The organism is Acidovorax sp. FW305-C-20-28 (assembly GCF_058783375.1).
Genome location: NZ_JBYSYM010000019.1, coordinates 1 through 19,116, shown reverse-complemented (window position 1 = coordinate 19,116; position 19,116 = coordinate 1). Strand labels below are relative to the sequence as shown.

At 69.8% G+C, this 19,116-nt stretch carries 15 protein-coding genes; 11 read left to right on the top strand and 4 right to left on the bottom strand.

Annotation, left to right across the window (positions count from 1 at the left end; translation table 11 throughout):
* Positions 1-86: 86 nt before the first annotated feature.
* Positions 87-1,673, bottom strand: a complete 1,587-nt coding sequence (locus AC3WOH_RS20910; RefSeq protein WP_492231253.1) for a methyl-accepting chemotaxis protein — start codon at positions 1,671-1,673, stop codon at positions 87-89.
* Positions 1,674-1,966: 293 nt separating this feature from the next.
* On the opposite strand from AC3WOH_RS20910, the gene AC3WOH_RS20905 reads away from it, so the two are divergent.
* Positions 1,967-2,209, top strand: coding sequence for a YMGG-like glycine zipper-containing protein (locus tag AC3WOH_RS20905; protein ID WP_492231252.1), 243 nt, complete (start codon positions 1,967-1,969; stop codon positions 2,207-2,209).
* Between the two features lie 101 nt (positions 2,210-2,310).
* On the opposite strand, the gene AC3WOH_RS20900 is transcribed toward AC3WOH_RS20905, so the two are convergent.
* Positions 2,311-2,961: a DedA family protein gene (locus AC3WOH_RS20900; RefSeq protein WP_184858371.1), complete on the bottom strand. Its 651-nt coding sequence runs from the start codon at positions 2,959-2,961 to the stop codon at positions 2,311-2,313.
* 94 nt (positions 2,962-3,055) lie between these two features.
* On the opposite strand from AC3WOH_RS20900, the gene mutL reads away from it, so the two are divergent.
* Positions 3,056-5,065, top strand: a complete 2,010-nt coding sequence (gene mutL, locus AC3WOH_RS20895) for a DNA mismatch repair endonuclease MutL (RefSeq protein ID WP_492231251.1) — start codon at positions 3,056-3,058, stop codon at positions 5,063-5,065.
* A gap of 70 nt (positions 5,066-5,135) precedes the next feature.
* Positions 5,136-5,825 carry a PA4824 family protein gene (locus AC3WOH_RS20890; RefSeq protein WP_492231250.1) on the top strand — a complete coding sequence of 230 codons (690 nt, stop codon included), beginning with the start codon at positions 5,136-5,138 and terminating at the stop codon, positions 5,823-5,825.
* Between the two features lie 66 nt (positions 5,826-5,891).
* Here AC3WOH_RS20890 and AC3WOH_RS20885 read toward each other — a convergent pair whose 3' ends face one another.
* Complete coding sequence (locus AC3WOH_RS20885) at positions 5,892-7,061, bottom strand: glycerophosphodiester phosphodiesterase (protein ID WP_492231249.1); 1,170 nt, start codon at positions 7,059-7,061, stop codon at positions 5,892-5,894.
* Positions 7,062-7,317: 256 nt separating this feature from the next.
* On the opposite strand from AC3WOH_RS20885, the gene gdhA reads away from it, so the two are divergent.
* Positions 7,318-8,661: an NADP-specific glutamate dehydrogenase gene (gene gdhA, locus AC3WOH_RS20880; RefSeq protein ID WP_492231248.1), complete on the top strand. Its 1,344-nt coding sequence runs from the start codon at positions 7,318-7,320 to the stop codon at positions 8,659-8,661.
* 139 nt (positions 8,662-8,800) lie between these two features.
* Positions 8,801-9,712: an alpha/beta hydrolase gene (locus AC3WOH_RS20875; RefSeq protein WP_492231247.1), complete on the top strand. Its 912-nt coding sequence runs from the start codon at positions 8,801-8,803 to the stop codon at positions 9,710-9,712.
* On the opposite strand, the gene AC3WOH_RS20870 is transcribed toward AC3WOH_RS20875, so the two are convergent.
* Positions 9,672-11,039, bottom strand: coding sequence for a serine hydrolase domain-containing protein (locus AC3WOH_RS20870; protein WP_492231246.1), 1,368 nt, complete (start codon positions 11,037-11,039; stop codon positions 9,672-9,674). The genes AC3WOH_RS20875 and AC3WOH_RS20870 overlap by 41 nt on opposite strands.
* Before the next feature lie 153 nt (positions 11,040-11,192).
* Between AC3WOH_RS20870 and AC3WOH_RS20865 the strand changes: the two genes are divergently transcribed.
* From AC3WOH_RS20865 to AC3WOH_RS20840, 6 genes are read left to right on the top strand one after another with little or no spacing between them, the layout of a single operon-like run.
* Positions 11,193-12,434 (top strand): multidrug effflux MFS transporter, encoded by a 1,242-nt coding sequence (locus AC3WOH_RS20865; RefSeq protein ID WP_492231245.1) that lies wholly within the window; start codon positions 11,193-11,195, stop codon positions 12,432-12,434.
* On the top strand, positions 12,421-13,392 hold the full coding sequence (gene miaA, locus AC3WOH_RS20860) for a tRNA (adenosine(37)-N6)-dimethylallyltransferase MiaA (RefSeq protein ID WP_492231244.1): 972 nt from the start codon (positions 12,421-12,423) through the stop codon (positions 13,390-13,392). Before AC3WOH_RS20865 ends, miaA begins: the two co-directional genes overlap by 14 nt.
* Positions 13,389-14,045: an ABC transporter ATP-binding protein gene (locus AC3WOH_RS20855; RefSeq protein WP_492231243.1), complete on the top strand. Its 657-nt coding sequence runs from the start codon at positions 13,389-13,391 to the stop codon at positions 14,043-14,045. Before miaA ends, AC3WOH_RS20855 begins: the two co-directional genes overlap by 4 nt.
* A gap of 15 nt (positions 14,046-14,060) precedes the next feature.
* A complete protein-coding gene (locus AC3WOH_RS20850; RefSeq protein WP_492231242.1) occupies positions 14,061-16,652 on the top strand; it encodes an FtsX-like permease family protein in 2,592 nt (863 codons plus the stop codon).
* A gap of 41 nt (positions 16,653-16,693) precedes the next feature.
* Entirely contained in the window at positions 16,694-17,782 is a 1,089-nt protein-coding gene (locus AC3WOH_RS20845) for a PLP-dependent cysteine synthase family protein (protein WP_492231241.1), read from the top strand.
* Between the two features lie 7 nt (positions 17,783-17,789).
* The gene (locus AC3WOH_RS20840) at positions 17,790-18,887 is read left to right on the top strand and encodes a lipocalin-like domain-containing protein (RefSeq protein ID WP_492231240.1); all 1,098 of its coding nucleotides are present in this window, start codon (positions 17,790-17,792) and stop codon (positions 18,885-18,887) included.
* The last annotated feature ends 229 nt before the right edge of the window (positions 18,888-19,116 follow it).

Genomic DNA, 19,116 nt, shown 5'->3' with positions numbered 1-19,116 from the left:
CCCGCAAAACCGGCGCTGCCCAGGCCAGGACCGCCCCGCTGAACCGGGGGCGGGGGATGGCGCCGAAGGCGACTCAGGGGGTCACCTCACAAACGGAAGACGCTGACCGTCTCGGCCAGGCGCGCCGCCTGGTGCTTGAGGCTGTCGGCCGCGGCAGCGCTCTGCTCCACCAGGGCCGCATTCTGCTGCGTGACCTGGTCGAGCTGGGCCACGGCCTCGCCCACCTGGCCGATGCCCAGGGTCTGCTCGCCCGTGGCGGTGGAGATCTCGCCGATCAGGGCGCTCACGCGCTTGACCTGGGTGACGATGTCTTCCATGCTGGCGCCCGCATCCGCCACCAGGCGCGTGCCGCTGTCCACGCGCTCGGCACTGGCGCCAATCAGGCCCTTGATCTCCTTGGCGGCCTCGGCACTGCGCTGTGCCAGGCTGCGCACCTCGCTGGCCACCACGGCAAAGCCGCGGCCCTGCTCGCCGGCACGCGCGGCCTCGACCGCAGCGTTGAGCGCCAGGATGTTGGTCTGGAAGGCGATGCCGTCGATCACCGCGATGATGTCCGTGATCTTCTTCGACGCAGCCGAGATGTCCTGCATGGTGGCCACCACCTGGCCCACCACCTCGCCGCCGCGCTCGGCCGCCTGCGATGCGGTGCCGGCCAGCTCGGCCGCCTTGCGCGCGGTGTCGGCGTTGTTCTTCACGGTGCTGGTGATTTCCTCCATGGAGGCGGCCGTCTCTTCGAGGTTGCTGGCCTGCTCCTCGGTGCGCTGGCTCAGGTCCGCATTGCCCATGGCGATTTCGCTGGAGCCCGTGGCGATGGAATCGCTGCTCTGGCGCACGGAGCCCACAATGCGCACCAGCGAGGTCTGCATGTGCTGCATGGCCTGCATCATCTCGGCCACCTCGCCACGCCCCTGCACGGCGATGTGCTGCGACAGATCGCCTTCGCCGATGCTGCGCGCCACCACGGCAACCCCGTGCAGCGAAGCGCGGATGCGCTGCACCACCACCCAGGACAGCAGCATCAGCAGCGCCAGGCCGGCCACGCCCGCCACCAGCACCATGGTGCGGTAGGAGCGGATCAGCCCCGCCGCCTCGGCCGCCTGGTCGGCCGAGCGCTTGACCTGGTAGGCCACCATCTTGTCGGCCACGGCGTTGTACTGGTTGACCACCGGGACAAAGGTGGACAGGGCAAACGACTTGGCGGCCGCCATGTCGCCCGCCTTCTTCAGGGCCAGGGCCTTGTCGCGCGTCTCCAGGTAGGGCTTGCGCACCGTGGCCAGCTCCTCCTGGATGCTCAGCCCCTCGGGGCTGGTCTCCAGTTCGGTGTAGCGCTTTTGCACCGTCGACGTGTCGGCCGTGGTCGCGGCGATCAGGTCCTTGAAGAAGTTCTGCAGGTCGTCGCCCTCGGACTGCACGACCGAGAACACGCGCGTGGAGTTGACTGCGATGTTGCTGCGCCAGCGCAGCGCCAGCTGCAAGCGCTCCACCTGCTCGTTGGCCAGGTGCTCCACCGTGGCGCCCAGGTGCTGCACGCGCACCAGGCTGAGCGCCAGCACCACGACCAGCACGGCCGCCGCCAGCGCCACGACCAGGCTGATCTGCTGGGCCACGGTCAGCCGGCCGCCCCCCGTGCTGGTGGAACTGCTGCCGGGGGATGGAAGTGCGAGTTGGCTCATGGTGTCTCCTTGTTTGTTATGGCCGCGACGCGGCGACGGGCCCGCAGCCCGAAGTGAACGCCGCATGATCCCTCGCCCTGCACCACTTGGCAATCAAAACGCGCTGGCCGTGCGCCCCGCGCAACGCTGGCAGGAGACAGGGCGCCCGGCCAGGGTCCTACAGCCGCTGCCCCCGGGTACCTACACCGCAAAAACGGCGGGCGCAGGACAGTAGAGGCACAGGTCGAAACCCTGCTGCCCACGGGCTCCAGAACTTCAAGGCCTGATCCACCAACTGCCAAAGGACTCTTGCCATGACCACCACGCTCCGCACGCTTCTTGTCGCCGCATCCGCCACCGCCGCACTGGCCCTGGGCGCCTGCTCTTCCAACCCCACCAATGCCCAGGTCGGCACCGGTGTCGGCGCCGTGGTCGGCGGTGCCGCCGGCAATGCCATCTTCGGCGGCCCTGCAGGCACCATCGGTGGCGCTGCCGCCGGTGCCCTGGTGGGCCACGAAATCGGTGAAGACCGCGACCAACGCCGCTATCGCCGCTAAGCCACTGGTGCGGTGAGGGCTGCACCGCAGCCATCCCCCACGCAAAAACAAAGCGCCGCCATCTTGCGATGGGCGGCGCTTTGCCTTGGGAAGCCGGCTTGCTATGCCATCGCCTTGGCCTTGCGCCCGGCACGCCAGGCGCCAAAGATGGCAATCAGGCCGGGGATGAAGATCATGGCCCAGATGATCTTGTCCAGGTTCTCCTTGACCCAGGCGAAATTGCCGAAGAAGTAGCCCGCCGTGGCGATGCCCAGCACCCACAGCAGCGCACCGCCCACGTTGTAGGCCGTGAACTTGCCGCGCGACATCTCGGCCACGCCCGCCACGAAGGGCGCAAAGGTGCGGATGAAGGGCATGAAACGCGCGATCACGATGGTGATGCCGCCATAGCGCTCGTAGAACTCATGGGCCTGGTTGAAGGCGCGGCGGTTGAACCAGCGCGAGTCCTCCCACTGGAAGACCTTGGGCCCGAAATAGCGGCCAATCGAGTAGTTGCACTGGTCCCCGAGGATGGCGGCCACGATCAACACCGCGCAGGCCAGCGGAAAGTTCATGAGCCCCGCACCGCACAGCGCGCCCACGATGAAGAGCAGCGAATCCCCGGGCAGAAAGGGCATGACCACCACGCCGGTCTCGACGAAGACGATGATGAACAGCAGCGCATAGACCCAGGGCCCGTAGTTCTGCACGAACATCTCGAGGTACTTGTCGACGTGCAGGATGAAGTCGATCAGGAAGGTGATGAGTTCCATGGGTCCGGGTTGGGTGAAAGCAGCGCGCATTATCCCTATGGGGCATTTGCCAGCGCCGCCAATCCCCCACGCGAGCGCACCCTAAAATGCCTCCGTGAGCTCCATCCCCCTTCCCTCCTCCGTGGCCGACGCCCCTGTCCGCCGCCCCATCCGCGACCTGCCGGACGAATTGATCAGCCAGATCGCGGCCGGTGAGGTGGTCGAGCGCCCCGCCTCGGTGGTGCGCGAGCTGGTGGACAACGCCCTCGATGCCGGCGCCAGCCAGATCACCGTGCGCCTGTCGGCCGGTGGGGTGCGCCTGATCACGGTGGAGGACGATGGCGGCGGCATTCCGCAGGACGAGTTGCCCGTGGCCCTGCGCCGCCATGCCACAAGCAAGATCACCAACCTCACCGACCTGGAAACCGTGGCCACCATGGGCTTTCGCGGCGAGGCCCTGGCCGCCGTGGCCTCGGTGTCCGAGATGTCGCTGCTGTCGCGCCCGGCCAGCCAGACCACGGCCTTCCTGCTCGATGCGCGCAGCGGCGAGCTGCGCCCTGCGGCACGCGCCACGGGCACCACGGTGGAGGTCAAGGAGCTGTTCTTCTCCACCCCGGCGCGGCGCAAGTTCCTGAAGACCGACTCCACCGAGCTTGCGCACTGCATCGAGTCCGTGCGCCGCCATGCGCTGGCGCGGCCCGACGTGGGCTTTGCCATCTGGCACGAGGGCAAGCTCGTGGAGCAGTGGCGCGCCACCTTCGTGCCCGGCCAGGGCGATGCGCAGGATGCGCTCGCGCGCCGCCTGTCCGACGTGCTGGGCGAGGATTTCGTCACCGAATCGGTCCCCGTGCACCACCGCGCAGGCCCCGTCACCGTGACCGGCCGCGCCGGCCTGCCCGACGCCGCGCGCTCGCGCGCCGACCACCAGTACTGCTATGTCAACGGCCGCTTCGTGCGCGACAAGGTGCTCACGCATGCCGCGCGCAGCGCCTACGAGGATGTGCTGCACGGCCACAAGCAGCCCGTGTATGCGCTCTACGTGGAGATCGACCCCGCGCGCGTGGACGTGAACGTGCACCCGACCAAGATCGAGGTGCGCTTTCGCGACAGCCGCGAGGTGCACCAGGCGGTGCGCCATGCGGTGGAGAACGCGCTGGCTGCGCCGCGTGCCGCGGCCTTGGCCGCCGCGGCCCTGGCCGCCGAGACCGCCCCGGCGGCCAGCGAAGCAGCCCCCTTCACGCTGGCCCGGACACCGCTGCCCGACTGGCGCGCCCAATCGGCCATGCGCTTTGACGAGCCCGTGGGCAACAAGGTCTCGGACCTGCAGGCCCTCTGGGGCACGCCGCCCGCCGCCGCACCAGCCCCCGGCACCGGCTTCACCCTCAATGGCACCGTGCCTGCGGCGCCGCAGACCGATGCCATGGTCGCCGAGCGCCCGGTGCTGCCTGCCAGCAGCCCTGCGCCCGCAGTGCCATGGGCCCCGCAGCGCCCGACGGGCGATGCGCCCCTGCCCGTGGGCCGCGACGGCCAGGAAGCGACCTGGCCCCTGGGCCGCGCCGTGGCGCAACTGCACGGCGTGTACATCCTGGCCGAGAACGCGCAGGGCATGGTCATCGTGGACATGCATGCCGCACACGAGCGCATCGTCTACGAGCGCCTGAAATCCCAGGTGGACAGCGGCGCGCGCATCGCCAGCCAGCCGCTGCTGATCCCCGCCACCTTCGCGGCCACGCCCGAAGAGGTGGCCACGGCCGAGGCCTCGGTCGAGGTGCTGTCCATGCTGGGCCTGGAAGTGGCGCCCTTCTCGCCCAAGACCCTGGCCGTGCGCGCCGTGCCCACCACGCTGGCCCAGGGCGACCCCGTGGAGCTGGCGCGCAGCGTGCTGGCCGAGCTGGCCGCGCACGACGCCACCACGGTGGTGCAGCGCGCACGCAACGAGATCCTGGGCACCATGGCCTGCCATGGCGCGGTGCGCGCCAACCGCCGCCTCACCATCGACGAGATGAACGCCCTGCTGCGCCAGATGGAGACCACCGACCGCTCCGACCAGTGCAACCATGGCCGCCCCACCTGGCGCCAGCTGTCCATGCGCGAGCTGGACGCGCTGTTCCTGCGCGGGCGCTAGCGAGCGGCCGGGTTCACAGCCAACGGAGCCGGCCGCAAGGAAGTGCTCCTCAGCCAACGACAAGACCACGATGCGCAGCAGCCACCCACGACTCCCAGGCCCCACCCGCCCACGCCCCCGGCAAGCCTGCTGGTGGAGCACCGCGGCCGCCGCCCTGGCCATCGCACTGCCCGCAGAGGCCGGACGCCCGCTCAGTGTGGACGATGCCGGCGTCGCCGAGCCCGCCGGGGGCCAGCTGGAAGCCTGGTGGGAAGGCGCCCGGGGTGCCAGGGGCAGCGCCTACCTGGCGCCGGCCTATGCGCCCTGGCAGGGCATCGAGCTGGGCGGCGTGCTGGCGCGCGACCGGGACGGCCACGCCACCCTGCATGGCCTGCAGGCCAAGTGGCTGTGGAGCCCGTCCCGGGACGAGGGCTGCAACGCGGCCAGCAGCGTCGGCGCGGTACACACCCGCCACACGACCCACAACACCCTGGCGCTGACCCTGATAGGCACTTGCGCCACCCCCTGGGGTGCCCTGCACGCCAACCTGGGCGCCCTGCGCATGCCCGAGCGGCACTGGGCCCCCGCCTGGGGCTTTGCCGTGGAACGCGCCTTCGGCCCCGTCACCGTGCACGCCGAGGCCTTCGGCCAGCGCGGCAGCGCCCCCACCTTCCAGACCGGCGCCCGCTGGGAATGGGCGCCGCAATGGCAGCTCGACGGCAGCATCGGCCGGCAAAGCGGCCGCACGCTGCTGAGCGCGGGCATCCGGCGCGGTTTCTGAGAGCCCCCTCGCCAAGCAAAAAAGCCCGCACATGGCGGGCTTTCGTGGCTCAGGGCTAAGGCAACATCAGTTGTCGCGGGCAGCTTTTGCCTGGTCGGGGAAGTCGCTGAACAGGCCGTCCACCCCCAGGTTGAAGAACAGCTTGTACTCGGCCTTGGGGTCGCCCTTGAAGTCCGACGCGAGCTGCTTGGGCTCGCTGCGGAAGGTGTAGGGGTGCACGAACAGGCCTTCGGCGTGCGCGTTCTTCACCACGTCGGTCGGGGGCATCATCACGCGGTCGCGGTTGTCGATGATGCCGTCGCCGTTCAGGTCGTCGGGCTTGCCGTCGTTGTTGGCGTCGACCTGCTTCGATGGGATCAGGTAGGGCTTCCAGGGACCGATGCCGTCGGCATAGGTCTTCACTTCCTTCAAGCCGGCCGGGGTCAGCAGGCTGGCAAAGGTGCGGGGGTCGCCGGCCACGGCGAAGTCATAGGGCTTGTCGTAGGGGGCGACCAGCGACATGCTGCCATCGGCCTTCACGTCGTCGGCGTCCACCAATTGCACCAGGCGCACCTGGGTCTTGCTGCGCAGGTACTTGAGGTTGGAGACTTCGAAGGACTGGATGATGACCGGCGAGTTCTTGGCCGTGTAGCCGTTCTTGGCCAGGATGGACAGCAGGCGGTCTTCCAGCGCCAGGTTCAGGCCCACATGGTAGGTGGGGTGCTTGGTCTCGGTGTACACGCCCACGGTGCGGTTGGCCTTGGCACCTTCGGTCTTGGCCAGCTCGATGATTTCTTCGTAGGTCGGGATCAGGAACTTGCCGTTGTTGGACTGGTCGCGGTCGGCCATGGGCTGCACGGCACGCAGGGTCTTGATCTCGGCCAGCGTGAAGTCGCTGGCGAACCAGCCTTGCTCTTTCACGCCATCCACAACCTTCTCGGTCTTGCGGTTGGCGAACTCGGGGCGCTGCGAGACGTCGGTGGTGGAGGTGATGTTGGGCTCATGGCGCGCGATCAGCACGCCGTCCTTGGTGGCCACGAGATCGGGCTCGATGAAGTCGGCGCCCAGCTCGATGGCGCGGCGGTAGCTTTCCAGGGTGTGCTCGGGCAGGTAGCCGCTGGCACCACGGTGGCCGACCACCAGGGGCGTCGCGCCATTGAGCGTGGGGTACTTGGAATCGTTGTCGCCACCGCAGGCCGTCAGGGCCAGGGCTGCGAGCACGGCCAGGGGAGCGGCTTTCAAACCGTTGTTGTGCATCGTCTTCTCCTCGTTCATGAATTGGAATCGCCGAACTGTGGGGTCGGCGTGTGACATCTGCATGACGCATCGCAGCACGCGGCCTCGCCACTGCAACACACAGGACTTTTGCATCAAATTGGTGCAATGAAAGCGTCATAATCCCCAAAATTGTGCATTGCCATGCATGATGTCATGTTCTTTTGACATAACCAAGCCACCCGGGCCTTTGCCGGGCATCTCCAACCCTCTCTTTCTGGAAAGACATTTCTCTGACATGAAGCACGAGTCCGCAGGCAGTTTCCTGGCCCAGGTTGCGCAGCGCAACCCCCACCAACCCGAGTTTTTGCAAGCCGTTACAGAAGTCACGGAAAGTCTCTGGCCTTTCATCGCCGAGCACCCGCGCTACGCCGAGCATGGCCTGCTGGAGCGCCTGGTGGAGCCCGAACGCGTGGTGATGTTCCGCGTCTCCTGGGTCGACGACCATGGCAGCGTGCAGGTGAACCGCGGTTACCGCATCCAGCACAGCATGGCCATCGGCCCGTACAAGGGCGGGCTGCGCTTTCACCCCTCGGTGAACCTGTCGGTGCTCAAGTTCCTGGCCTTCGAGCAGACCTTCAAGAACGCGCTGACCACCCTGCCCATGGGCGGCGGCAAGGGCGGCTCGGACTTCGACCCCAAGGGCAAGAGCCCCGGCGAGGTGATGCGCTTCTGCCAGGCCTTCGTGACCGAGCTGTTCCGCCATGTGGGTGCGGACACCGACGTGCCGGCCGGCGACATTGGCGTGGGCGGGCGCGAGGTGGGCTTCATGGCCGGCATGATGAAAAAGCTCAGCAACCGCGCCGACTGCGTGTTCACGGGCAAGGGCCTGTCCTTTGGCGGCTCGCTGATCCGCCCCGAGGCCACGGGCTACGGCACGGTCTACTTCGCGGCCGAGATGCTCAAGCAGAAAGGCCGCTCGTTCGACGGCCTGCGCGTGTCGGTCTCGGGCTCGGGCAACGTCGCGCAGTACGCGGTGGAAAAGGCCATGGAGCTGGGCGCCAAGGTGGTCACGGTGTCCGACTCCAGCGGCACCATCATCGATGAAGAAGGCTTCACCCCCGAGAAGCTGGCCATTCTGATGGACGTGAAGAACCACCACTACGGCCGCGTGGCCGACTACGCGGCGCGCACGGGTGCGCGGTTCGAGGCCGGCGTGCGCCCCTGGCATGTGCCGGTGGACGTGGCCCTGCCCTGCGCCACGCAGAACGAACTCGATGCCAACGACGCGGCCGTGCTGATCCGAAACGGCGTGGTTTGCGTGGCCGAAGGCGCCAACATGCCCTCGACCATCGAAGCCGCCAAGGCCTTCGAGGCGGCGGGCGTGCTGTACGCCCCCGGCAAGGCCAGCAATGCCGGCGGCGTGGCGACCTCGGGCCTGGAGATGAGCCAGAACGCGGCCCGCCTGTCCTGGCCGCGCGAAGAGGTCGACGCGCGCCTGCTGCAGATCATGCAGGGCATCCACGCCGCCTGCCTGCGTTACGGCAAGCGTGCCGATGGCAGCGTGAGCTATGTGGACGGCGCCAATGTGGCGGGCTTCGTGAAGGTGGCCGACGCCATGATCGCCCAGGGCGTGGTGTAACCAGAAACAGCGCTCAAAACCCCGCCAAAAGCGGGAAACAGGTAACAAAAGGGAGGCTTGGCCTCCCTTTTGCGTAACAGGCACGTTGTGTGCATCGAAACACAGAACTTTCCTGCACGCACTCGACTCAGTTCCTGCCATGAAGCGCACCGCCCTCCTGCTTTCCCTGGTCCTGGCCCTGGCGGTCAGCGCTGGCTGTTCGACCCTGGATGCCAAGCAGCGCGAATGGATCTTCCAGCCCAGCAACCGCAGCTGGGGCAGCACGGGGATCACCGAGGGCATGCAGGACGTGTGGATCCCCTTCGCGTCGCGCACCACGGCCAAGGCCGAGCGCCTGCACGGGCTGTGGATGCCGGCCGAGCGTGCCGATGCTCCGGTGCTGCTCTATCTGCACGGTGCACGCTGGAACGTGGCCGGCTCGTCGCCCCGCATCCGGCGCATGAATGCACTGGGCTTCTCGGTGCTGGCCGTGGACTACCGCGGTTTCGGCCAGAGCAGCGAGGGCCTGCCCTCGGAAGCCATGGCCGCCGAGGACGCACGCGCCGCCTGGGACTGGCTGGCCGAGCGCCACCCCACGGCGCCGCGTTACATCTTCGGCCACTCGCTCGGTGGCGCCATCGCCATCGACCTGGCGCGCGAGGTCCAGGACGAGAAGGGGGTGATGGTGGAAGGCACCTTCACCAGCATCGCCGAGGTGGTCAGCACCTTCAAATGGGGCTGGCTGCCGGTATCGGCCCTGATCACCCAGCGCTTCGAATCGGTGCGCAAGGTGGCCGAGATCGGCTCACCCCTGCTGGTGGTGCATGGCAGCAGGGACAGCCTGATCCTGCCCGCGCTCGGGCGCAAGCTCTACGATGCGGCCCAGGAGCCCAAGCGCTTCGTGCTGGTGGAGGGCGGCTCGCACCACAACACCAACGACGTGGGCATGGAGCTCTACCGCGAGGCCCTGGCCTCGCTGTTCCGGCTCTCGCCCCCGGGCTACGAGGGCGACCCTGCGCCCATCGTGGGCCTCAACGTCGCACCGCCTGTGCCAGCGCCGACCACGCCTTGAGCGTGAGCGCCTGCGTGGCGGCCGCGCTGGCCACGGGGTGCGAGGAAAGCTTGACGACCACCATCTCGGCGGCCGGGTTCACATGGACCATCTGCCCATGGATGCCGGAGGCCTCGTAGGCGCCGTCGGCGTTGTGCAGCACCCACCACTGGTTGCGGTAGCTGTAGCCGGGCCGTGCGGTCTGGATGCCGCGGAACTGGAACTTGCCGCGGTCGCCGCCCTTGGCCGTGTCGTCGATCACGGCCTTGTCGAAGACCTTCTGGCCATTGAACGTGCCCCCCAGGCGCAGCATTTCGCCGAAGCGGGCCAGGTCGCGCGCCGTGGCGTTGAGCCCCGCGCCCTGCAGCGGCGTGCCCACGCTGTCCACCATCACATGGGCGTCTTCCTCCATGCCCAGCTTCTGCCAGATGTTCTCGCCCATGAGCTCGGCCCAGTGCCTGCCCGTGGCGCGCGAGACGATCCAGCCCAGCACCTCGGAGTGCACCGTGCGGTAGACGAAGCCCTCGCCGTGCTCGCCCTCCTTCTTCAGGGTCTTGAGGAAGTCGTAGATGGTGGTGGCCCCCTGGTAGCCCGGCGGGCGCGGCAGCATGCCGCTGGCCCAGCTGTAGCCGAAGATCTCGGTCGTGGGGTCGGTGTAGACCTCGCGGAAACGCACGGCCCCGGTCATGTCCATGACCTCGCGCACCTTCATGTCGCCCCAGGCCGAATCGGCCAGCTCGGGCACGTACTTCGTGACCTGCGCCTCGGGGTCGATCTTGCCCTCGTGCGCGAGCTGCGCCGCCATCAGCCCGGTGAAGGACTTGGTGACCGAGAACAGCAGGTGCGGCGTCCAGGGCTTCATCTGGTTGTCGTAGCGCTCGAACACCACCCTGCCCTTGTGCAGCACGACGATGGCGTCCGTGTAGGTGCGCGTGAGCCACTGGTCCACAGTAATGGGCTGGCCCTTGTCGTCGTCGAACGAGACCGCACCCAGGGGGCGCGGATCGGCCGGCAGCGCCGATACCGGGGCTGCGCCGCGGCGGATGTTGCGCGTGGGCTGCAGCTCGCGCAGGTGCTGCAGGGCCCAGCGCATCTGCGGGTACTTGTAGGAGTTGCCGAGGTCCACGCGCTGGGCGCCTTCGGGCGGAAAGCTGCCCATGTAGCCCAGCTTGTCGAGCGTGACCGATTCGGGCGGCGGCAGTGCAGGCGCCGCGGGTGCCTGCGCCTGCACTGCGGTGGCGAGGAGGCTGCCCAGCGCCAGCGCGAGCACCGCGCGGGCCAGAGGGGCCGAGGGGCTCGGTGAGCGAGGGGGTCGGCTGCGGGGGTTGCCGTGGTGGTGGTGGTGCATGCGCTTGTCTCCTGTTGTTGTGGTGGGGGTGTTGGCGCCGCGCAAGGCGCCGCGATGCACTGTAGGGCGGCCCCTGGTGCACCGATGTCGTGCACGCGACGTGAAGCCCCCATCCCCGGGTTTCCCCGCACCTTCTGGTACGCTCAGACAGATATGTCTGCCCCCTACGCCACCGCGGGCCATCCGGCCACGCCCGTTGCCATTCCTTCGGCCCTGGCCATCCTGGTCCTGGCCCTGCTGCTGAGCATCCAGCCCGTCACCACCGACCTGTACCTGCCGGCCCTGCCGGCGCTCACGCGCAGCCTGGGCTCGTCCGTGTCCGTGGCCCAGCTCACGCTCAGCGGCCTGCTGCTGGCCTTCGGCTGCTCGCAGCTGGTCTGGGGCCCGCTGTCGGACCGCTTCGGCCGCCGCCCCATCCTGCTGGCGGGCCTGTCCATCTACACCGTGGCCTCCATCGGCAGCGCGCTGGCGCCCAACATGTCGCTGCTGATCCTGTGGCGCGTTGCCCAGGGGGCGGCCATGGGCTCGGTGGTGATGTGCGCGCGCGCCATCGTGCGCGACCTGTACACCCCGCTCGAAGGTGCGCGCGCCATGTCCAAGGCGCTCACCGGCCTGGGCATCGTGGCCTGCGTCTGCGCGCCGCTGGGTGGCCTGCTGGCCGAGTGGCTGGGCTGGCGGGCTTCGCTCTCGGCCCTCACGGTGTATGCCGTGGCCACGCTGACCCTGGTGGCCCTGCGCCTGCCCGAGACCCTGGTGCACCGCAACCCGCGCGCCCTGCAGCCGCGGACCCTGGTGGCCACCTGGCTGCAGGTGCTGCGCACCCCGACCTTCTGGGCCTTTTCGCTGCAGACCACGGCCACCTATGGCGGGCTGTTCACCTTTCTCGCCTCTTCGTCCTTCGTGTTCATCGATGTGCTGGGCCTGTCGCGCACGCAGTATGGCGGGGCCATGGCGTCGGTCTGCGTGGCCTATTTCGCGGGCACCTTCCTGTGCCGCAGGCTGCTGGCGCGCTTCGGCCTGAAACGCTCCGTTGCCATTGCGGGCGGCCTGAGCCTGGCCGGCGGCACGCTGATGGGGCTGGTCGCCTTCCTGGGCTGGCACCACCCGGTGGCGCTGCTGCTGCCGTTTGCGCTGTTCATGCTGGCCCATGGTGTCCACCAGCCCTGCGGGCAGAGCGGTGCCGTGGGGCCATTTCCGCAGGCGGCCGGCGTGGCCTCGGCGCTCAATGGCTTCATGATGATGCTGGCGGCCTTCGGCATCGGCGCCTGGCTGGGGCTGCGCCTCGATGGCACGGTGTGGCCGCTGGTCAATGGCATCTGGTTCTGGTCGCTGGTGCTGGCCGTGATCTCCTGGACCCTGGTTCAGAAATTCGGAGACCCGGTTGAGCGCGCCTGAAGCCCCCACGGCCATCGCACTGGCCGGCCCCACCGCCTCGGGCAAGACCGCGGGCGCCCTGGCGCTGGCCGCCGTGCTGGCGCCGCGCATGCCGGTGGAGATCATCAGCGTGGACTCGGCCCTGGTCTACCGCGGCATGGACATCGGCACCGCCAAGCCCAGCCCGGACGAGCTGGCGGCCGTGCCGCACCACCTGATCGATATCCGCGACCCGCTGCAGGCCTACAGCGCGGCCGAGTTCGTGCAGGACGCCACGCGCCTCATCGCCGAGGTCCGCGCGCGCGGTGCGTTGCCGCTGCTGGTGGGCGGCACCATGCTGTACTTCAAGGCGCTGTTCGACGGCATCGACGACATGCCCGCGGCCGACCCCGCCGTGCGCGAGCGGCTCGAAGCCCAGGCCGCCGAGCAGGGCTGGCCCGCGCTGCATGCCGAGCTGGCGCGTGTGGACCCGGCCACCGCCGCGCGCCTGGCCCCGGCCGACAGCCAGCGCATCCAGCGCGCGCTGGAGGTCTGGCATGTCTCGGGCCGGCCACTGTCGAGCTTCCATGCCGCCAAGGACCGCGCACCCAGCGCCGTGGCGGCCAGCACGGCCCTGTTCAGCCTGGAGCCCTATGACCGCGCCTGGCTGCATGCGCGCATCGCCCAGCGCTTCGATGCCATGCTGGCGGCCGGCTTCCTCGACGAGGTGAAGGCCCTGCACGCGCGCGGCGACCTGCACCCGGACCTGCCCTCCATGCGCTGCGTGGGCTACCGCCAGGCCTGGGAAAGCCTGTACGGCCATTTCCCCCCGGGCAGCCTGCGCGAGCGCGGCATCGCCGCCACGCGCCAGCTGGCCAAGCGCCAGATCACCTGGCTGCGCAGCATGCCCGCGCGCCAGGCCATCGCCTGCGACCAGCCCGATGCCACGGCCGCCCTGGTGCAAGCCGTGCTGGCCCGGCTGGATGCCCCGGTGCCATGACGGCTACGCTTACCGTCAGCGGCCTGGGCAAGCACTATGGCGAGGCCACGGTGTTCGCCGGTGTCGACTTTGCCGTGCAGCCCGGTGAGTTCGTGGCCATCGTGGGCGACTCGGGCGTGGGCAAGTCCACGCTGCTCAACTGCCTGGCAGGGCTCGATACCTGGGACGCCGGGCGCATCACGCATGGCGACACCGACCTGGGCACGCTCGACGACACGGCGCGTGCCTTGTGGCGGCGTGCGCAGGTGGGCTTCGTGTTCCAGGCCTTCCATGTGCTGCCGCACCTGGACGTGGCGCAGAACGTGGCCCTGCCGCTGATGCTGCTGGGCCAGAGCGAGCCCACGCGCGTGCAGCACATGCTCGAAGCCGTAGGGCTCGAAGGCCTGGGCGAGCGCCTGCCCCAGCAGCTCAGCGGCGGGCAGCTGCAGCGCGTGGCGATTGCCCGTGCCCTGGTGCACCGCCCGGCCCTGCTGCTGGCCGACGAGCCCACGGGCAACCTCGACCCCAGCACTGCCGCCCGCGTGATGGACCTGCTGCTCGCGCAGACGCGCGGGCATGGCGCCTCGCTGGTGCTGGTCACGCACTCGGACGCAGCGGCCGCGCGCGCCGACCGGGTGCTGCGGCTCACCAGCGACGGTATCGGCGCGGGCTGAAACCGTCCCCGCGCCATGTTCGCCCTGCTGCGCACCTTCTCCTGGCAGGACCTGCGCCACCACCCCTGGCGCAGCCTGGCGGCCATGGTGGCCGTGATGCTGGGCGTGGCGCTGGCCTTTGCGGTGCACGTGATCAACGCCTCGGCGCTGGACGAGTTCTCGCAGGCGGTGCGCGCCGTCAACGGCCAGCCTGATCTGGAGCTGCGCGCCATGCAGGGCCACCTGGACGAGGCCTTGTACGCGCGCATGGCCACGCACCCGCAGGTGGCACGCGCCAGCCCGGTGCTGGAGCTGTCGGCCGTGGCGGCGCCGGCCGGTGCCTCGGGCGCCCAGGCCGCGCGCGTGCCGCTGCGCGTGCTCGGGGCCGATGCGCTGCTGCTGCCCGCCGTGGCCCCGGCGCTCATGCCGCGCCCCTGGGCGCAGGCGGACCGGTTGGCCCTGTTTGCGCCGGCCACCGTGTTCCTCAACCCCTCGGCACTGCAGGCGCTGGGCCTGTCCACGGCACCGGTCGGTGCCGATGCCCCGCTGCCGCAGATCACGCTGCACACCGGCCAGCAGCGCCTGGCCGTGCGCGTGGCGGGCACGGTGGGCGCGGGCGGTGCGCCGCTGGCGGTGATGGACATCGGTGCCGCGCAGGACCTGTTCGACCGCGGCGGGCAACTGAGCCGCATCGACCTGCAGTTGCAGACCGGCACCGACCGCACGGCCTTTGCCCAGGGCCTGCGCGCCCTGCCCAACTGGCCGGCCCAGGCCCTGCTGGCCGAGCCGGGCGATGCGGCGCAGCGCATCAGCAACCTGTCGCGCGCCTACCGTGTCAACCTCACGGTGCTGGCGTTGGTGGCGCTGTTCACGGGGGCCTTTCTGGTGTTCTCGGTGCTGGCGCTCAGCGTGGCGCAACGTGCACCGCAGTTCGCGCTGCTGGCCGTGCTGGGGGCCACGCCGCGCCAGCGCCTGGCGCTGGTGCTGGCCGAGTCGGCCGTGCTGGGCCTGGTGGGCAGCGTGGCCGGCATCGCGCTGGGCACAGGCCTGGCGGCCGCGGCGCTGCGCCTGTTGGGCGGTGACCTGGGCGGCGGCTATTTCGCGGGCGTGCAGCCGGCGCTGCAGTGGAGCGCACCGGCCGCGGCACTCTACGGCGCCCTGGGCATCGCCGCCGCACTGGCCGGCGGCTGGTGGCCGGCACGCGCGGCGCAGACCCTGCCGCCCGCGCAGACCTTGAAGGGCCTGGGCAGCGCCAGCACCCGGGCCGACCGGGGCACCGTGGGCCTGGCCCTGGTGGCCACAGGTGCGGTGCTGTCGTTCGCGCCGCCCGTGGTCGGCATCCCGCTGGCCGCCTATGGCGCCATCGCCCTGCTGCTGGTGGGCGGCATCGCGCTGCTGCCGCGCGGCATGGCGGCGCTGCTGGCGCGGCTGCAACCGCTGGCCGCCCGCCATGCCCTGCCGCTGCTGGCGCTGGAGCGCGCGCGCCGCATGCGCGGCAGCGCCGCGATTGCCGTGGGCGGCGTGGTGGCCAGCCTGAGCCTGGCCGTGGCGCTCACGGTGATGGTGTCGAGCTTTCGCGGCTCGGTCGCGCAATGGCTCGACGGGGTGCTGCCCTCGCCGCTCTACGTGCGCTCGGCCCTGGGCGGGCCAGGCAGCGAGGCCGCACTGCTGCCCGCCGGTTTTGCCGAGGCCGTGGCGGCTTTGCCGGGCATCGAGCGCGTGCAGCCGCTGCGCGCCAGCCCGCTGCAGCTCGACCCCTCGCGCCCCGCGCTCATGCTCATCAGCCGGCCGCTGGGCACGGACCCGGCACGCCAACTCCCCTTGGTGGGCACGGCCCTGCCGGTGCCCGCCGGCAGCCTGGGCATCTACATCAGCGAGGCGGTGGTGGACCTTTATGGCCTGGCACCCGGCATGCAGTGGGACGGCCTGTCGCGGGCCTTCGGCACCCAGGTGGAGGCGCCGCGCTTCTTCATCGCCGGGGTCTGGCGCGACTATGCACGCCAGTCGGGCGCGGTGGCGCTGGACCGGGCGGACTACCTGCGTCTCACGGGCGACGCACGCACCAGCGACCTGGCGCTGTGGCCGCGCGAGGGCGCCGACCTGGCCGCGCTGCAGCAGGCCATACGCACCCTGGCCGCCACGCAGAGTGCTGGTGAACTGCCGCTGGATTTCGCATCGGCCAGCGCGATCCGCGAGCGCTCGCTGCACATCTTCGACCGCAGCTTCGCCGTCACCTACTGGCTGCAGGCGGTGGCCATCGGCATCGGCCTGTTCGGCGTGGCCGCAAGCTTCAGTGCGCAAGTGCTGGCACGGCGCAAGGAGTTCGGCCTGCTGGCGCACCTGGGCCTCACGCGCCGCCAGATCCTGGCCGTGGTGGCCGCCGAGGGCGCGGCCTGGACGGGGGTGGGCGCGCTCGCCGGCGTGCTGCTGGGGCTGGCCGTGTCGGTGGTGCTGGTGCATGTGGTGAACCCGCAGAGCTTTCACTGGACCATGGATCTGCGCATCCCGGGCTGGCGCCTGGCGGCACTGTGCGCGGCCGTGGTGGTTTCGGGCACGGTGACGGCCTGGCTGGCAGGGCGTGCCGCCGCCGGACGCGATGCGGTGATGGCCGTCAAGGAAGACTGGTAAGTCCGCAGGGACGAGCGCAGGCACTGCGAGACAATGGCCCCATGACCGCGGCCCACCAGCAGACCCTTCCTTCGTCCGTGCCGGCCAGTGCCTGGCTGCACGATGCCATCGCGCGCATCGAAGCCGACTACCAGCGCAGTGCCGACACGCACCTGATCCCGCTGCACCTGCCCTCGTATGGCGCACACGGCATCGACCTGTACCTCAAGGACGAATCCACCCACCCCACGGGCAGCCTCAAGCACCGGCTGGCGCGCTCGCTGTTCCTGTATGCGCTGTGCAATGGCTGGATCCGCGAGGGCTCGACCGTAGTCGAATCGTCGAGCGGCTCCACCGCCGTGAGCGAGGCCTACTTCGCGCGCCTGCTGGGCCTGCCCTTCGTGGCGGTGATGCCGCGCACGACCTCGCCCGAGAAGATCGCGCAGATCGAGTTCCATGGCGGGCGCTGCCACCTGGTGGAGAGCGCCGGCCATGTGTACGCCGAGGCGCGCGCCATCGCCGAGCAGGCGGGCGGCCACTACATGGACCAGTTCACCTACGCCGAGCGCGCCACCGACTGGCGCGGCAACAACAACATCGCCGAGAGCATGTTCACCCAGATGGCGCGCGAGCCCCATCCCGTGCCGCGCTGGATCGTGGTGGGGGCAGGCACGGGCGGCACCAGCGCCACCATCGGCCGCTACCTGCGCTACATGCAGCACACCACCGAGGTCTGCGTGGCCGACCCCGCGGGCTCGGTGTTCAGCGCCTACCACCGCACGGGCGATGCGAGCCTGACCGCGGCCGGCTCGCGCATCGAAGGCATCGGCCGCCCGCGCGTGGAGCCGAGCTTCATCCGTACCCTGGTGGAGCGCATGGAGGAAGTGGCCGATGTGGAGTCGGTGGCCGCGATGCAGGCGCTGTCGCAGTTGCTCGGGCGGCGCGTGGGACCGTCTACCGGCACCAACTTCGTGGCCATGCTGCGGCTGGCGCGCGGGATGCGCGAGCGCGGTGAACAGGGCTCCATCCTCTCGCTGCTGTGCGATGCGGGCGAACGCTACTTGCCCACCTACTTCAGCGCGGAATGGGTGGCCGCTAATTTCGGCGACTGCACCGAGGCCCAGCGCCAGGTGCGTGCGCTGATGGACTGAGGACGCCATGCCTTCGCGACGGCAGGCCCTGGTGCTGGCCATGGCCAGTGCCACCACCGCAGGCAGCACGGCATGGCCGGGCAGCGCGCATGCCCTGCCGGCGCGTGCCCTCGCCTTTCCGCGCGACCATGGCAGCCACCCGGAGCTGCGCACCGAGTGGTGGTACATCACCGGCCATGCGCGCGCGGGTGGGCAGGACTGGGGCTTCCAGGTCACCTTCTTCCGCTCGCGCGTGGACGCGGCGCAAGGCATCCAGTCGGCCTTTGCCGCAAAACAGCTGCTGTTCGCCCACGCGGCCTTGACCGACCTGCAGGGCCGCAAACTGCACCACGACCAGCGCATCGCGCGTGCAGGTTTTGGCGTGGCCCAGGCGAGCGAGGCCGACACGGCCATCCGCCTGCAGGACTGGAGCCTGGTGCGCAGCGATTGGACCTCTGGCCAGGGAGCCCGCTATGCCACGCGCATCCAGGGCGAACACTTTGGCCTGCAACTGCAGTTCGACACCACCCAGCCCGTGCTGCTGCAGGGCCGCGAGGGCCTCTCACGCAAAGGGCCCGAGAGCACCCAGGCGAGCTACTACTACAGCCAGCCGCAGCTGGCGGTGGAAGGCGCCATCGTGCTCGATGGCAAGCGCATGGCCATCGATCCCGGCAGCGGTCGCGCCTGGATGGACCACGAGTGGAGCGAGGCGCTGATGCACCCCGAGGCGCGGGGGTGGGACTGGATCGGGATGAACCTGCTCGATGGGAGTGCGCTCACGGCGTTTCGGCTGCGGCGTGCGGATGGGTCGGCGTTGTGGGGGGGTGGGTCGTTCCGTGCGCCGGGGCAGGCGAACCGGATCTTCGACGCGGGTGAAGTCGTGTTCACGCCCCTGCGGTGGTGGACGAGCCCTGTGAGCGGGGCCAGGTATCCCGTGCTGTGGCGGGTACAGACACCTGTCGGTGTGTTTGAGGTTCGGAGTTTGCTGGACGACCAGGAGCTCGACAGCAGTGCATCAACGGGGGCTATTTACTGGGAAGGGCTGTCGGAGTTGGTGCGTGATGGCCGAGTGGTGGGGAAGGGGTATCTGGAGATGACGGGGTATGCGAAGGCTTTGAAGTTGTAGCCGGGGCTCCGTGCCCCGTCCTTGCAGCATGCCTTGGTTCGGGGCGGAGGCCGGGATGTGCGCCCGGCGGCGCAGTAACTTTCTCTTGCGTCGCCAAGAGAAAGTCACCAAAGAGAAGGCGACCCCGCTGTCTGCGTCCCTGCGCTTCGCTTCGGGCAACCTGCGATGCTCGGTCCTGGGGTGGCGTCGCGGAACTCGCTTCGTTCTTCGAACTCCGCTCAAACATCCG

Excerpts from the sequence above, each read along its gene's own strand:
- AC3WOH_RS20885 (WP_492231249.1), bottom strand. The coding sequence starts at position 7,061 with ATGCACAACAACGGTTTGAAAGCCGCTCCCCTGGCCGTGCTCGCAGCC.
- AC3WOH_RS20900 (WP_184858371.1), bottom strand. The coding sequence starts at position 2,961 with ATGGAACTCATCACCTTCCTGATCGACTTCATCCTGCACGTCGACAAG.
- AC3WOH_RS20905 (WP_492231252.1), top strand. The coding sequence starts at position 1,967 with ATGACCACCACGCTCCGCACGCTTCTTGTCGCCGCATCCGCCACCGCC.
- AC3WOH_RS20890 (WP_492231250.1), top strand. The coding sequence starts at position 5,136 with ATGCGCAGCAGCCACCCACGACTCCCAGGCCCCACCCGCCCACGCCCC.
- AC3WOH_RS20850 (WP_492231242.1), top strand. The coding sequence starts at position 14,061 with ATGTTCGCCCTGCTGCGCACCTTCTCCTGGCAGGACCTGCGCCACCAC.
- AC3WOH_RS20845 (WP_492231241.1), top strand. The coding sequence starts at position 16,694 with ATGACCGCGGCCCACCAGCAGACCCTTCCTTCGTCCGTGCCGGCCAGT.
- AC3WOH_RS20875 (WP_492231247.1), top strand. The coding sequence starts at position 8,801 with ATGAAGCGCACCGCCCTCCTGCTTTCCCTGGTCCTGGCCCTGGCGGTC.
- AC3WOH_RS20840 (WP_492231240.1), top strand. The coding sequence starts at position 17,790 with ATGCCTTCGCGACGGCAGGCCCTGGTGCTGGCCATGGCCAGTGCCACC.
- AC3WOH_RS20870 (WP_492231246.1), bottom strand. The coding sequence starts at position 11,039 with ATGCACCACCACCACCACGGCAACCCCCGCAGCCGACCCCCTCGCTCA.
- AC3WOH_RS20865 (WP_492231245.1), top strand. The coding sequence starts at position 11,193 with ATGTCTGCCCCCTACGCCACCGCGGGCCATCCGGCCACGCCCGTTGCC.
- AC3WOH_RS20855 (WP_492231243.1), top strand. The coding sequence starts at position 13,389 with ATGACGGCTACGCTTACCGTCAGCGGCCTGGGCAAGCACTATGGCGAG.
- AC3WOH_RS20910 (WP_492231253.1), bottom strand. The coding sequence starts at position 1,673 with ATGAGCCAACTCGCACTTCCATCCCCCGGCAGCAGTTCCACCAGCACG.
- gdhA (WP_492231248.1), top strand. The coding sequence starts at position 7,318 with ATGAAGCACGAGTCCGCAGGCAGTTTCCTGGCCCAGGTTGCGCAGCGC.